The 13,027-nt window shown below is 56.5% G+C and carries 8 protein-coding genes; 6 read left to right on the top strand and 2 right to left on the bottom strand.

Annotated elements, in window-relative coordinates; translation table 11 throughout:
- Positions 1 to 7: 7 nt before the first annotated feature.
- Positions 8 to 2,563 carry a polynucleotide kinase-phosphatase gene (locus GSQ81_RS08975; RefSeq protein ID WP_158910444.1) on the bottom strand — a complete coding sequence of 852 codons (2,556 nt, stop codon included), beginning with the start codon at positions 2,561 to 2,563 and terminating at the stop codon, positions 8 to 10.
- The gene (locus tag GSQ81_RS08970) at positions 2,560 to 3,969 is read right to left on the bottom strand and encodes a 3' terminal RNA ribose 2'-O-methyltransferase Hen1 (RefSeq protein ID WP_158910443.1); all 1,410 of its coding nucleotides are present in this window, start codon (positions 3,967 to 3,969) and stop codon (positions 2,560 to 2,562) included. The genes GSQ81_RS08975 and GSQ81_RS08970 overlap by 4 nt, the downstream gene beginning before the upstream one ends.
- 293 nt (positions 3,970 to 4,262) lie before the next feature.
- Between GSQ81_RS08970 and GSQ81_RS08965 the strand changes: the two genes are divergently transcribed.
- From GSQ81_RS08965 to GSQ81_RS08940, 6 genes are all read left to right on the top strand, one after another.
- Entirely contained in the window at positions 4,263 to 4,685 is a 423-nt protein-coding gene (locus tag GSQ81_RS08965) for a hypothetical protein (protein ID WP_158910442.1), read from the top strand.
- Positions 4,685 to 5,590: a hypothetical protein gene (locus GSQ81_RS08960; RefSeq protein WP_158910441.1), complete on the top strand. Its 906-nt coding sequence runs from the start codon at positions 4,685 to 4,687 to the stop codon at positions 5,588 to 5,590. Before GSQ81_RS08965 ends, GSQ81_RS08960 begins: the two co-directional genes overlap by 1 nt.
- A 469-nt stretch (positions 5,591 to 6,059) precedes the next feature.
- Complete coding sequence (gene mobF, locus GSQ81_RS08955) at positions 6,060 to 8,819, top strand: MobF family relaxase (RefSeq protein WP_158910440.1); 2,760 nt, start codon at positions 6,060 to 6,062, stop codon at positions 8,817 to 8,819.
- A gap of 81 nt (positions 8,820 to 8,900) precedes the next feature.
- Positions 8,901 to 9,209 (top strand): helix-turn-helix domain-containing protein, encoded by a 309-nt coding sequence (locus GSQ81_RS08950; RefSeq protein WP_158910439.1) that lies wholly within the window; start codon positions 8,901 to 8,903, stop codon positions 9,207 to 9,209.
- A gap of 58 nt (positions 9,210 to 9,267) precedes the next feature.
- Positions 9,268 to 9,660: a hypothetical protein gene (locus GSQ81_RS08945; protein ID WP_158910438.1), complete on the top strand. Its 393-nt coding sequence runs from the start codon at positions 9,268 to 9,270 to the stop codon at positions 9,658 to 9,660.
- Position 9,661: 1 nt separating this feature from the next.
- Positions 9,662 to 12,988, top strand: coding sequence for a DUF4132 domain-containing protein (locus GSQ81_RS08940; RefSeq protein ID WP_158910437.1), 3,327 nt, complete (start codon positions 9,662 to 9,664; stop codon positions 12,986 to 12,988).
- Positions 12,989 to 13,027 lie beyond the last annotated feature (39 nt).

Here is a 13,027-nt window from a genome sequence, read left to right as displayed (position 1 = left end):
GCAAATCTTAGAGTCTCGGGTCAATTGGTTCACTTTCCAGTGCTAGAACTCCGAAGACGCACTCATGAGTGAGGCGCAAGGGCTCCTTGCGAACGAACCGCTCAAGCGCCTCGATGCCAAGTGCAAACTCCCGGCTGGCGAGGGAGCGCTTGGCTCCCACGTTCCTTGAACGAAGGCGTTCAAGGTTCTCCGGCAGGAGATACTCTGGGCCGTAGATGATGCGAAGGTATTCGGCACCCCGGCACTTTATGGCTGGCTGGGTGATCCCGCGTCGGCCTTCAGCGATGAAGTTGAGCGGTTTAACGACCATGCCTTCTCGGCCTTCAGCCGTCATCTGCGTCCACCAGGCGACTGCATCCGCAGTGCCCGCCTCATCGTGAAGATCGACGATCTTGAACGGGGTAGCGAGCAATATCTCCGGATCCGCCCCGCAGAGCTTGGCAATTGTCTCTATGTGCCAAGTGTGCGGCTTGTCGGTATGGACCGCGCCTTCACTTGCCAGGATGTGGAATGGTGCAAGTTTGAGATCGGCCAGCGAACCGACCGGCCAGCAGTATTGCCGATAGGCCGTGGTGTAATGCTCGACAGCACTGAGTCTTTTAGCGGTTTGTACAGAGAGCGATTCCAAGCCCGGTACGTGCAGTGAAGCCTTAGTGATCAGTTCACTCTCAGCTCGCAATGCATGGACGCCGGCATTGCCGACAGGCGCATACTGCTTCTGGAGCAACTCCTGCGCCTTCGCAGACCACGGCATCAGCTCGCAATCCAGGCAGAGCCAATCCGTCGCGAGTTCTTTCCATAGCCCGGACCTCTCGACTGCTGATTGCAAGCGCGCGAGAAACTGATGCTCCAAGGCTTCATCGGTGAAGAAGCGGCGACCGGTGCGGGTATACACCGTTCCGAGTGACGCTTGGACGACGCCGAAGCGTTTCTGAGATACGGTCTCGTCTTTGCAGAGGACAACGACAGCGCGAGATCCCATGTGTTTCTGTTCGCAAACAACGGTGGCGATCCCTTCCTTGCGGTAGAAGGCGAATGCCTCGTCCGGATGTTCCAGCAGATTCTCGTGCTTACTTGTCTCGGTGGGTGACATCGTCGGCGGAAGATAGATGAGCCACTTGGGGTCACTTGCGAACCGGCTCATGACTTCAAGCGCCGCAATCGCATTCTCCTCCCGAATCGTGATCTTCGGCTTCAGCCGTGTGTCGATGAGACGTTTACCGACCACATCGGCAAGGTCGAGTACATCATCCTGTGCGTGCTGCAAGGGCCGCTGACTCTCGGTCGTTTCGGGCAGGAAGGGACAGGCAGGCTCGTAGTATGTCTGATGCGCTTTGACCGATACGATCTCGCGCTCGGGATAGCGCAGCGCTGTGAGTCGGCCACCGAAGACACAGCCGGTATCAATATTGACCGTGTTGTTGAGAAAGAGCGGCTCGGGAACGGGCGTGTGTCCATAGACCACTAGAGCCTTCCCGCGATAGTCCGCTGCCCAGTTGTAGCGAATAGGCAGGCCGAACTCGTCCGTTTCTCCAGTTGTTTCGCCGAAGAGGGCAAACTCGCGCACTGCTCCTGATCCGCGACCATGCATTGACTCCTTCAGGCCAGCGTGGGCAACGACCAGCTTTCCGTCGTCGAAGACATAGTGGCTGACAAGGCCATCAAGGAACTTGGCGACCTCGACGCGGAACTCATTCGACTCGTTTCCGAGTTGTTCCATCGTCTCCGCAAGACCGTGCGTATGCTTCACATCTCGGCCTCGCAATGCTCTGACGAGCTTCATGTCGTGATTGCCCGGAACACAGAATGCTTGTCCAGATTGCACCATGCTTGAAACGAGACGAAGTACCTGAACAGTTCCTGGGCCGCGATCAACAAGGTCGCCCACAAAGACTAGCTTGCGCTCGCCGGAGGACGAAACCGAATACGCCCCATCGGTTTGATTCACCGTGTAGCCGAGCTGGGCCATAAGCTCGATAAGCTCATCGAAGCACCCATGAACGTCTCCAATGACGTCGAATGGGCCGTGCTCGGCCTTCTTGTTATTCCAGAGTGGGTGACGTTCGATGGTTACGGCGTCCACTTCCTCGGGGCTTGAGAGCTTGAAGACGTGGCGGATGCCTTCGCGTTCCAATCCGCGCAGAGAACGCCGGAGTTGCTGCGACTGGTTGCGAATGACGTGCGGCCCGAACTGCCGGTCGGGACGAAGCACGTTGCGGTCCTGGCACACGCGCTCCGAGAGATCGAAGACAATCGCCTCGGCAAAGAGATGAAACTCTTTTGCCAGAGCGATCAGAGACTTCCGTGCCTCTGGCTGGACGTTGGTCGCATCGACTACGCTCAGGCGGCCACGAGCGAGGCGCTTGCGGACGATCTCGTGCAGCAGGTCGAAAGCATCTCCGGTCGCAGACTGGTCGTTTTCATTATCGGAAACAAGCGCGCGGCAGAAGTCGGAGGAGACAACCTCGGTGGGCAGGAAGTGCTTACGCGCGAACGAAGACTTGCCAGAGCCCGAAGGGCCAACCAGGAGGACAAGCGACAATTCTGGAATGCTGATCTTCATGCCGCCACCTCCTTCTGAGTAAAGACTGCCATCTGTGTTGGGGCACCTTTTTCTACATCGACCGGCCCTACAGGTTCGAAGCGAACTCCATAGCCGAACCGCTCTGCTACTCCACTTGCCCAGCCTTCAAACTCAGTTCGTTTCCACTCGAAACGGTGGTCGCCATGACGGAATTCGCCTGCCGGAAGCGTCTCAAAGATCGTGTTGTACTCTGCGTTCGGAGTGGTCAAAACGACGTACGTCGGTCGAGCAAATTCGAAGACGATGCGCTCGAAAGTCGCCAGGCGCGACGCATCCAAATGCTCTATGACTTCCACAATGGCGGCTGCTTCAAACCCGTTCAGCCGCTGGTCTCGGTAGGTCAGCGACCCTTGGACCAGTTCTATTCGGTTACGCTGCCGTTCCGGCAGCTCGTCCAATCGCAAGCGTTCCTTCGCTGTCTCTAATGAACGCCATGACACATCCATTCCGAGGATGGTCTCAAACTGCTTCTCAGATAGGAACAACTTGAGTAGCTTGCCCTCACCACACCCGAGATCGACCACACGCTTTGCACCTGTATCTCGTATGACCGACAACACGGTTTGCAGGCGTTGGTCATGCAGGGAAGGTGCGCGTTCCGTAACCGGCGGCTCGACGGAAGGCGTCTGATCTGCCTCGTCACTCGGCGCTTCCTCCGCCAGCAAACGGCTCAACGCTTCTCGCGTAAGACTCCGCTGACGCTTCAGGTATCGAGAGACAATGAGGTCCTTCTCTGGATGGACACCAAGCCATCCTTCGCCGCGCTTCAGTAACTTTTCGATCTCGTCATTGGCTACCCAGTAGTGCTTTTCGTTGCCCAGGACCGGGATCAGAACATAGAGGTGTGTGAGCAGATCTTGCAGCCGAACGGTACCTGCAAGAGTGAGGGTGACGTAGGGGGATGCGCCCCATTCAGGAAACTTGTCGTCGAGCTGCGATCCCTGCATTTCGACGGAGTATCCGAGCGGCTCGAACAGACGCTTGACCAAATCCTCACCGCCACGAGCAGCGATGACGGTAAGGTGGGCGATCAATGGAATCGCTGTCTCTGCAAGCTCCTGTCGATCCTTACTCCGTCCGCTCATTGCTGTGCTGAAAATACGCCCCAGTGCGACGCTGAGGAATGAGTTCGCAGCGTAAGGGCGATCATTAACGTACTGTTCCAGCTGACCACCTTCACCGGCTGGTCCCCGACCCCGTACGAGCGCTACCGGATCGATCTCGACAAGCAGCGCCGCCGTGCAGATGTCAGAAGAAGCGTCGGGGTAGAACACGTAGGCTTTTCCAAACGAAAGTTCTTCCGTCTGGAGACGTGCTGGGTTCTTGTGGAGCAGATAGCCGAGATCTGTTGCCGGCTGATGAGTCGTGGAAATTGTAAGGAGCACAAATTTAGCTTAGTGGATAGACAGTGGCTGGGCACCACGTTGGGTAAAAGGCCTGCGCTGCTTTGCAGCGGGTATAAGCTGACACGTCATCCCCAATAGGGAACTGCGAAGCTACCCGAAGTTCACGATTGATAACGTGTTTGCTTTCAATTGCTTGGACTTTTACGTTTCCGACTGTAAACGCCGTTGGAGTGGACAACATTTCTTATCAGCGACGGCGTTTGCAGAAACCGGTGGTGCGGTGGAAGCATCCAAGCGCTTCAAGGGACTATCTGTTCCAGGTGGCAAAGCGAATGGCGTCCGGTAACGACAAGCCGCAAGAAACTGCTGCGCCGTCGGCGTCTACCCTCTCGGGTGAGACCGCCCGCGCAAGATCGATTGCAACACGCCTTACCGAGACTGAGTTCGGCGTGGTTGAGGCAGCAGCCGCTGACGCCGGTAAGAAGGTGGCGGAATGGCTACGCGAGGCGGCACTTGCGCACGCCCGTGCGAGTGCTGGTGCAGCGGAGCAAACCGATCCGATCCTCCTGGCTGAGATCATGGGGATGCGCTCGCTCATGCTGAATCTGTTCGCCAGAGCGTCGGAAGGTCCACTAACGACCGACGATCTACGCAAGATGTCAGCCTATTCGGACTCCATTAAGGAGCAGAGGGCGCAGGATTACATGGCGCAGAGGCGTCGCCGGAACAGTCCCAAAACCACGGACAAGCCGTAATGAAACTCTCCCGCATTTGGTTTGCTTTTCCCTGGCGGATCGCGCTGATCCTGGCGCTCCTTCCATGCCTCCCATTACTCGGCTTCTGGGCTTGGTTGCGGTGGGAAGTTCCGCCACTACAACGGTATTATCTGATCGCATATTGGCACAGTTCCGAACACGCAAATCAGCCTGATGCCAAGACTCAGATCCGATGGCTCATGGAGACGGCTCCCGGGCGTAAGAGACAGTGGCTGTTCGCCCCCAATGTCACTGAGGGAGGCGAGAGTGAACTCCCTTTGCAACTCTCGTCTTTTGCTCTTGAACAAGGATGGACGGGCATAGAAAGAACCGCAGTCGAAAGCGTGGATTCCACCGAGGTAGAAAAGCTCCTGCGTGAAGATTTTTATGACGGCGAAAGTTTCCATCGACTCGTCAATGAACCGCTACTCTATGGTGTCGCGGCTTGGCTGATCGTCACCTATTTGACATTCGTGATGAGAGGAGACATCGGGTACGAATGGAGACAGCTTCGACGCGCGGTTACGGAGCCCCAATGGTCATCTAATTATGGAGTGGATTGGCCCGAGAATCGAGACGGGATTGTTGCTCGAATTTGGTTGAGAATTGTCCACTGGATTAGTGAGCAGAAGACAGAGCTTGAGTGGCCGAGTTTTGGGCCTGCAATCAGTCGCAGATTCGGTCTTAAGAAGTTGCCAAATCCAGAAATGCTTTGTGAGAGTGACCGACCGACATCGGCTCAAGTTCGCGGCGAGGTTTCTACTGCACCGCAACTCGCTACTCCACCCCCTTCGCACTCCCCAAAACCACCGTCTCAGCGACGTACTATCTTCCCCGGATCGTCTCTATCGGATGATGCGCGTTCGCAATCAGAACCGTGGGATGAATCGAAGTGGATTGATTGACGAAGCGACTACAGATGTATCGGAGTCTTGGAGATCAGATCACTTACCAAGTTCGGATCTCTTGCTCAACTTCGAGAAGCATCGATAGCCCTCACGTTGATCCTACTTCAACTCATCTCAAAGAGCAGCTTGACGAGCAGCTATTTGAGAGGCTGAATCTCCCCATCTTGAGCATGGAATAGACCAGTTCGGACTCACGTGGAATGTCTTGATTGAGCCTGTTCTCAAACAGAGTATAGAGTCTCTATTGAGTCGGCTCTAACTGTTGCGTTAGTCGAGTAATTGCCATTCAAATCACCCGTCCATTACTCCGCTAATAGCTTTGCTTAAGATAGAAATAACCAATAGCCATAGGTGTTTTGTCCATCATCAGCCGAAAATATTTCGGCAATAACGACCCACTTATCCACAAATCTCGGCTACGATGTGAACCAAGACAGTAACTATCTGCTGTCTCGCGGGCCAAGATATGTTGACGATCTCTAAATCGCTGTCTGCTGGACAAGCCCGGACGTATCACGCGCGCGAGTTCACGTCCGAACGACAGAACTACTGGAGCCGCGATCAGCAAGGGCATAGCGAGTGGCAAGGGAGACTCGCGAAGGAGTGGGGCTTAGGTGGCAATGTAGGGGCTGAGGAGTTTGCTCGCTTGAGCGAAGGTCGGCATCCCGCAAGTGATGCGCAGCTCGTAAAGCATCAGCCCGCCAGAACCTACGAGAATCAGTACGGCAAGCAGATCACCAGTTCAGAACACCGTGCAGGGTGGGATGCGACGTTCTCTGCGCCCAAGTCTGTTTCGCTGACAGCCCTTGTGGGTGGCGATGATCGCGTGCGTGAGGCACATCGCGAAAGTGTTCGCGTGGCGGTGCAGGAGTTGGAGCGGTACACACAGGCTCGCATTGGTAATGTTCATGCGCCGGAGACAACGGGCAGGTTCATCGCTGCTACCTTCGAGCATGATACGGCTCGTCCAGTGGATGGCTATGCCGCGCCGCAGCTCCATACTCATGCTGTGGTCTTCAATGTGACCGAGCGGGAGAATGGACAAACACGCGCATTGCAGGAGCGCAGTCTCTTCCAGTCGCAACAGTATGCGACAACTGTGTACCGGTCCGAACTTGCAATGAGGCTGCAAGGCCTGGGCTATGAGATCGAACGTGGCAAACACGGGCAGCCTGAGATCAAGGGTTATTCGCAGGAGTATTTGGAGGCATCGAGCCCGCGCCGTGTGCAGATCAAAGAACACCTGCATGAGATCGGTAGAGAGGGTGCGGGCGCAGCACAAGTCGCTGCCCATCGCACACGCGACAATAAAGAGCTTCATTCACCGGAAGAAGTCTTGAAGCAGCACCGTGAACTTGCAGCGAGGTTCGGCCATCAGGCGGATCGTGTCGTTGCAATGGCACGGGAGCCGCGCCACGAAGTGCAGCCGGAGAAGACGGCGCAACAGTCAGTGACGTATTCACGCAATCATGTCTTTGAACGCTCCGCTGTTCAGGACGAACGCGCAATCCTGCAAGCAGCGATCGACCGGAGCATGGGACAGGCCTCTTACAGCCAAGTTCGGCAGGAATTCGAACAGCGGGTGACGAGAGGGGAATTCCGAGCTATCGCGCGGTCAGATGGCCGAGCCGCTCCACTGTATACGACCTCTGAAATGATCCGCATGGAGCGGGAGATGGTCGGTCACATGCAGCGCGGCAATCAGCGCGGCTACGACGATCCAATGTTGGTATCGCCACAGCTGAGAATCTGGACAGAAGATCGCCATCCTGAATTGAACCGTTCACAACGCCAAGCGGTCGATGAGATATTCTTGAGTCGCGAGAAGATCGTGGGCTTGGATGGTGTCGCCGGGGCAGGCAAGACGACGACCCTCGCCGTCGTCCGTGAGGGTGCCGAAGCGCAGGGGTACAAGATCGAAGGATTCGCGCCGACATCGCGCGCAGCCCACAAGCTTGCTGAGGCCGGCATGGAGACCTCAACTCTCCAGCGTCACCTTGCGAAAGGGACGCAGCCCGACACCGGAGAGAAGCGCCTGTATGTACTCGATGAGTCCTCGCTTGCCTCCACGCGCCAGATGCATGAATTCATCGAACGTCTCCATCGGAACGATCGTGTGCTGTTGGTTGGAGACAGCCGCCAACATGAGGCCGTTGAAGCGGGCCGTCCTTTTGCGCAACTACAGGAAGCCGGTATGCGGACGGCGACGCTGAATGACATCGTTCGGCAGCGCGACCCAGAGTTGAAACAGGTTGTCGAGCAGTTGGCGAGTGGCCAGGTTAGAGCCGCAGTCGAAAGCCTTGACCAGCAGGGCCGTGTGCATCAGGTAGAGGGACACGAGGAACGTATCGGGGCCATTGCGCGAGAGTATGCAAAATCTCCCGCCGGAACATTGGTTGTTTCGCCCGACAACCGTTCCCGCAGTGAGATCAATCAACGGATACATGATGAGCTGCAATCGCGTGGACTTGTGAGCAAGCAAGAGTATTCCGTGCGGACGCTTGTTCCGCGCCAAGAATTAACCGGCGCGGACCGCAGTTGGGCCCAGCAGTATAAGGTCGATGACATCTTGCGGTACTCGCGCTCATCGAAGGAGACCGGTATCGAGAAAGGCGAGTACGCCCGTGTCCTTGCTGTCAATGCCAAGGCGAACACCTTGACGGTGGTACGTGGAAACGGGGAGCAGACGACCTATGACCCACGTCGTCAGGTTGGAGTCTCCGTCTACCGGGAGGACGAGAAGAGGTTTTCCGTAGGCGATCGCATCCAGTTCACCGCGCCCAGCCATGACTTGAAGATCGCCAATCGCGATTTAGGAACCGTCAAAGGCATCGGGCGAGATGGAACGATGCTGTTGCGGATGGACGATGAGCGCAAAGTCGAATTCAATCCGCAACAACATCCGCATGTCGATCATGGGTACGCCGTCACCAGCTATTCCAGCCAAGGCCAGACGGCGGAGCGTGTTTTGGTCAACGTAGATACGGAGCTTGCTGCAAAGGATCTCCTCAACAGTCGCATGGCGTACGTCTCGATCTCGCGTGGCCAATTCGACGCGCAGATATTTACGGACAACCGGGAAAAGTTGCCACAGGCATTAGGCCATGATGTTTCGCACCAGAGTGCCTATAAGCCGGAGCAGAGTATTCCGAAGATACCGGCAAAGAGTGTGCCGGCTCTGCAACAAGAGCCTGAGATCAGCATGGGGTTTGGATTAAGCCTGTGAAGTGCCAAGCAATGGATGAAGGCGGTCGAACGCGGGCGGGTTCAGTAGTGAGCAGTCAGAACATCAAAGGGGAACCGGGCCATGGCAGGAAAGAATGTTGTTGAATTCACCAGAGGTAGATTGCAGTCGTCCACACAGGAATCGAATGGGCTTGTCTTCGAACCAGGCCGTAGGAAGCCACCCCAGCGGGTGACCATCGCGCCCGAGGATAAGATATTGGTGAGCCGTGAAGAGGCCGCGCAACTTCTATCCATCAGTCAGCGTGGACTTGACTACCTTGTGGCCTCCAAACGCTTGCCGACCAGGAGAATCGGCGGACGTGTCCTGATCCTCGTCGCAGAACTGCGCAAATATGCCCGTTGCGATCATCCCGAACGAATTGTGAGCTGACGCGTGTCGAAACGGACCCGCTGCGATTGGCTGTTAGAATCTCTGCGAGGTTTCTATCATGCAGGTATGTGTCCGCGACGAGTCGGCTTCGGGCCAGAGTCTGTACGAAATATCGCTCGAGTTTCTGAGCGAGCGCATTACGGTACGCGAACTGCTTCGGGAACGCGTCCATCACGAAGTGCGCGAGTTCAATCGGCAACAGGACAAGCTCATCTTCCAAGGGCTCGTTCAGCCCACAGACGCCGAACGCACGTTAAACGGAAGCAAGCTTCGCGCGCACCGGCCGCTCGACTGGGAAGCACAGTTTGCGCTGGCGCTCGAAGGCTTTACGGGTAACGCCTTCTTCGTGCTCATCGATAATCGCCAGGCCGAAGAACTCGATGAAGAGTTCGTGGTGGGACCAACGACGACGGTGAGCTTTGTAAAGCTGACGCCGCTGGTTGGCGGCTGAGATGTTGATCGACGCACGGCCCCTGTTTATTGCTGATACGCATCCTCTAGCCGCCGAACATCGGCTCTTGTCGGAGTGGTTGCGCGAATCCATGGCGCTTCGTCCTGGCCAGCGCTATTACCAAAGCGTCGAACTAAAAGAGACTCCGACCGGACAGACGATCCTGGCAAGTTCGCCAGAAGTTTGTCGGCTGATAATACTCGCGGCAATCGAGCAGGCAGAGCATTGGAACGCTGAAGCGCTCCGGATTCGCGACCAGGCCGCTCCTAAACAAGGAAATTGGAATTTGGGAGGCGAACCCGCATGGGTTGTCGCGCAGGGGAGTCGTCTGCGTATCCAGGAAGTTATGGGGGCGTTACTGAGGCGCAATCTGCCGATGAAACGCGACGATGTGCTGAAACTGCTCGCGCTACTAGTGCGCACCGGTTACTCCTACAGCCTACCGATTGGCTACTCGTCAAAGACGGTCGAGCGTTATCTTGCGCAGCACGAGTTGGATGAGGAGTTGGCAACGGCAATTCGCAAGTTCGCCGTTATGCTGCGACAGTCGGGCGACAACGATGCAAAGCGCACTGCTACACGCCTCGAACAGCTGTCCTCACCGTCTCAAGAGGAGCCCGCGAGTGGGGCGCCTCTGCCGCTGAAGCCGGCTCCTACGCCCGTAACAGCTGGCGATCCGCACGTTTTGTCTCCACTGAAGCATCTGTTGGGGATGCTGTCGGCGGACATCACCATCGACACAGTCACCACCACCGGACCGGATCGCTATGCGATGTCGCGTGAATCGCCTCTGGCAGACGAGCACGCGAAGCTGGCCAGCCTTCTGGAAGAGAAGATCCAGGCGGCGAAGTGGAACACGGATTTAGAAACGTTCAAAGTTGGCAAGGAAATACTGGGACGCGATGACGTTGCACGGGGACGACTTCTGGTCGCGGCGGTGGAACGCCACATGGCTTCGCTGCTAGGACCGGCGATTGACTATAGCGAACCAACGTACTGGAAAGCGCACAGCGGCTTGGATGGCATTGTGCGCGGGCTTGGAAGAGATCCGGTTGTACTGGACCGATCGATGCTGTTCGACGTCATTCTTTATCTTGCAATGAGGCCATCTTATGCGTCGCCACGCGGCGGCAAGCTGTCGGAATCGTCGGATACTTCTCTGTTCAGTTTGGTGGACAAGCTAACATCAGATGGTGAGGATCTGAGGGAGGGGGAGCGCTACGTCCTGTCTTTGTGGCGGTCTGCACGTGTGCTGGGGCCGTGCATGGGTGCCATGCCGGAGGACGTGAAGCGGCTGACGCGCTGGATCGCCGACGGTGCAAGTTACTTCCTCGTGCCCGGCGAGAGTTGGAGCGACCGACTCAATGCGGATCTGGCTGCATTGCCGGCAAACCAAAGGGAGAATTGGATCGCGGTTGTGCACCATGCGCTGACCGCAACATCGGCAAGGCCTTCGGCCAAGTGGCAGAAGAGCGGGCTTGCGCTAGTGAGTGTGCTTGGTGAACCTGAATTTCGTGAGAAACTTGAGCGCTGGCTGCCGCAGGTGACCAAAGGGCGGTCGGTCAAGCTCGTGCGTGACCCGCGAGGCGTGGGCGACAGCATCCACGACGAAAACGCGACAGCATTGCGGGGTTTCCTTTGGCTGCTTCCAATGCTTACGCGTCGCGATGGCGATGCACGATTAGTCGCGTCCATCGCGCTCTCGGCGTTCAGAAAAGCACCTGGCGTGGGACCTAGAGCCGTTAAGGTGGGTAACGCGGCTATCTATACGCTTTCGGAAATGCTTGGCCCTCAGGCGATGTCACAGCTCGCGATGCTCAAGGTGCGTGTGCGTTTTGGCACAGCGCAGAAAGAGATTGAGAAAGCCTTCGATGCTGCCGCCCGAGCTCTCAATTTGCCGCGCAACGAGGTCGAAGAGATCAGCGTGCCGGACTGCGGACTTCAGAGTGTTGGATTGCGCGAAGAGACCTTCGGCGACTATCGAGTTCGTGTCGAGGTAAATAGCAGCGACGTTGTTACCACGTGGTTCGATGGCAAAGGCAAAATGCTGAAGGCTGTGCCCGCCGCCGTAAAGCGCGACCATGCCGAAGACTTGAAAGAACTCCAGGGAGATCTCAAGGATCTCGCGATGACCATCTCGGCACAGAAGGAACGCATCGACAACCTCCTAATTGAGCAGCGTACTTGGCTGGTTCAGGTGTGGCGTGAGCGCTATCTGGATCATCCGCTGGTCGGAACAATTGCGCGCCGGCTTATCTGGAAGGTCAACGGCAACGCCGCGACGTTTGTTAATGGTGAAGCGCAGGATGTTGCGGGCAATAAAGTTTCCATCGACGCGAACTCGATGATTTCTCTTTGGCACCCTGTTGGCCACACCGCCGATCAGGTGGTCGCCTGGCGTCGGCAAATCGAAGCCCTGGCTATAGTCCAACCCTTCAAACAAGCTCACCGTGAGGTGTACCTCGTCACCGATGCCGAAGTACGCACTGAACGATACTCCAATCGCTTCGCCGCTCACATACTCAGGCAACATCAATTCAATGCGTTATGCGGAGCGCGTCACTGGAAGAATAAGTTACGCCTAATGGTCGACGACGAGTATTCTCCCGCTGCTCGGGAACTAGTTTCGTGGGGCTTACGTGCGGAGTTTTGGATCGAAGGCATCGGAGACAGCTTTGGACAGGATACGAATGAAGCCGGAAGCTACCTTCGCCTGGCCTCAGACCAAGTTCGCTTCTATCTCATTGGAGCCACGCAGAACTCGGCCCATGCTGGCGGAGGCGGCTATCGAACGCGCGCTTTCGGCGCTGGGGAGGGCGGAATCAATGAGGCGTTGCGGATGGCGGACGTACCCGCGCTGGTCTTTTCGGAAATCATGCGAGATGTTGATCTCTTCGTAGGAGTCGCATCGATTGGGAATGATCCGGCATGGCAGGATGGCGGCGGCGAGAACCGATATGGCACTTACTGGCAGAACTACTCCTTCGGAGATCTCTCCACGACAGCCGTCGCCAGGCGAGAGATCCTTGAGCGTCTGATTCCTCGGTTGAAGATTGCGAGCAAGTGCGTCATCAGCGATCGGTTTCTAGTCGTAGAGGGAACACATCGCAGGTACAAGATCCACCTCGGCTCCGGTAACATCCTCATGGAGCCGAATGATCAATACCTATGCATCGTTCCTGATGCGAAGGCTCGGGCTGGGACGCCTCAGGTGTATTTGCCCTTTGAAGGCGACTCGACGCTGTCGATCATTTTGAGTAAGGCTTTCCTACTCGCGGAAGATGGCACCATCAAGGATCCCGTGATTTTGCGACAGCTTCATAGTTGAACGTCAGACATATCCAACGCCCTGGTTGCTCCGTTTCTT

The sequence above is a fragment of the Granulicella sp. L56 genome, assembly GCF_009765835.1.
GTDB lineage: Bacteria > Acidobacteriota > Terriglobia > Terriglobales > Acidobacteriaceae > Edaphobacter.
This window is presented reverse-complemented; position numbering and strand designations above follow the sequence as displayed.

Excerpts from the sequence above, each read along its gene's own strand:
- GSQ81_RS08945 (WP_158910438.1), top strand. The coding sequence starts at position 9,268 with ATGCAGGTATGTGTCCGCGACGAGTCGGCTTCGGGCCAGAGTCTGTAC.
- GSQ81_RS08960 (WP_158910441.1), top strand. The coding sequence starts at position 4,685 with ATGAAACTCTCCCGCATTTGGTTTGCTTTTCCCTGGCGGATCGCGCTG.
- GSQ81_RS08950 (WP_158910439.1), top strand. The coding sequence starts at position 8,901 with ATGGCAGGAAAGAATGTTGTTGAATTCACCAGAGGTAGATTGCAGTCG.
- GSQ81_RS08965 (WP_158910442.1), top strand. The coding sequence starts at position 4,263 with ATGGCGTCCGGTAACGACAAGCCGCAAGAAACTGCTGCGCCGTCGGCG.
- mobF (WP_158910440.1), top strand. The coding sequence starts at position 6,060 with ATGTTGACGATCTCTAAATCGCTGTCTGCTGGACAAGCCCGGACGTAT.
- GSQ81_RS08975 (WP_158910444.1), bottom strand. The coding sequence starts at position 2,563 with ATGAAGATCAGCATTCCAGAATTGTCGCTTGTCCTCCTGGTTGGCCCT.
- GSQ81_RS08940 (WP_158910437.1), top strand. The coding sequence starts at position 9,662 with ATGTTGATCGACGCACGGCCCCTGTTTATTGCTGATACGCATCCTCTA.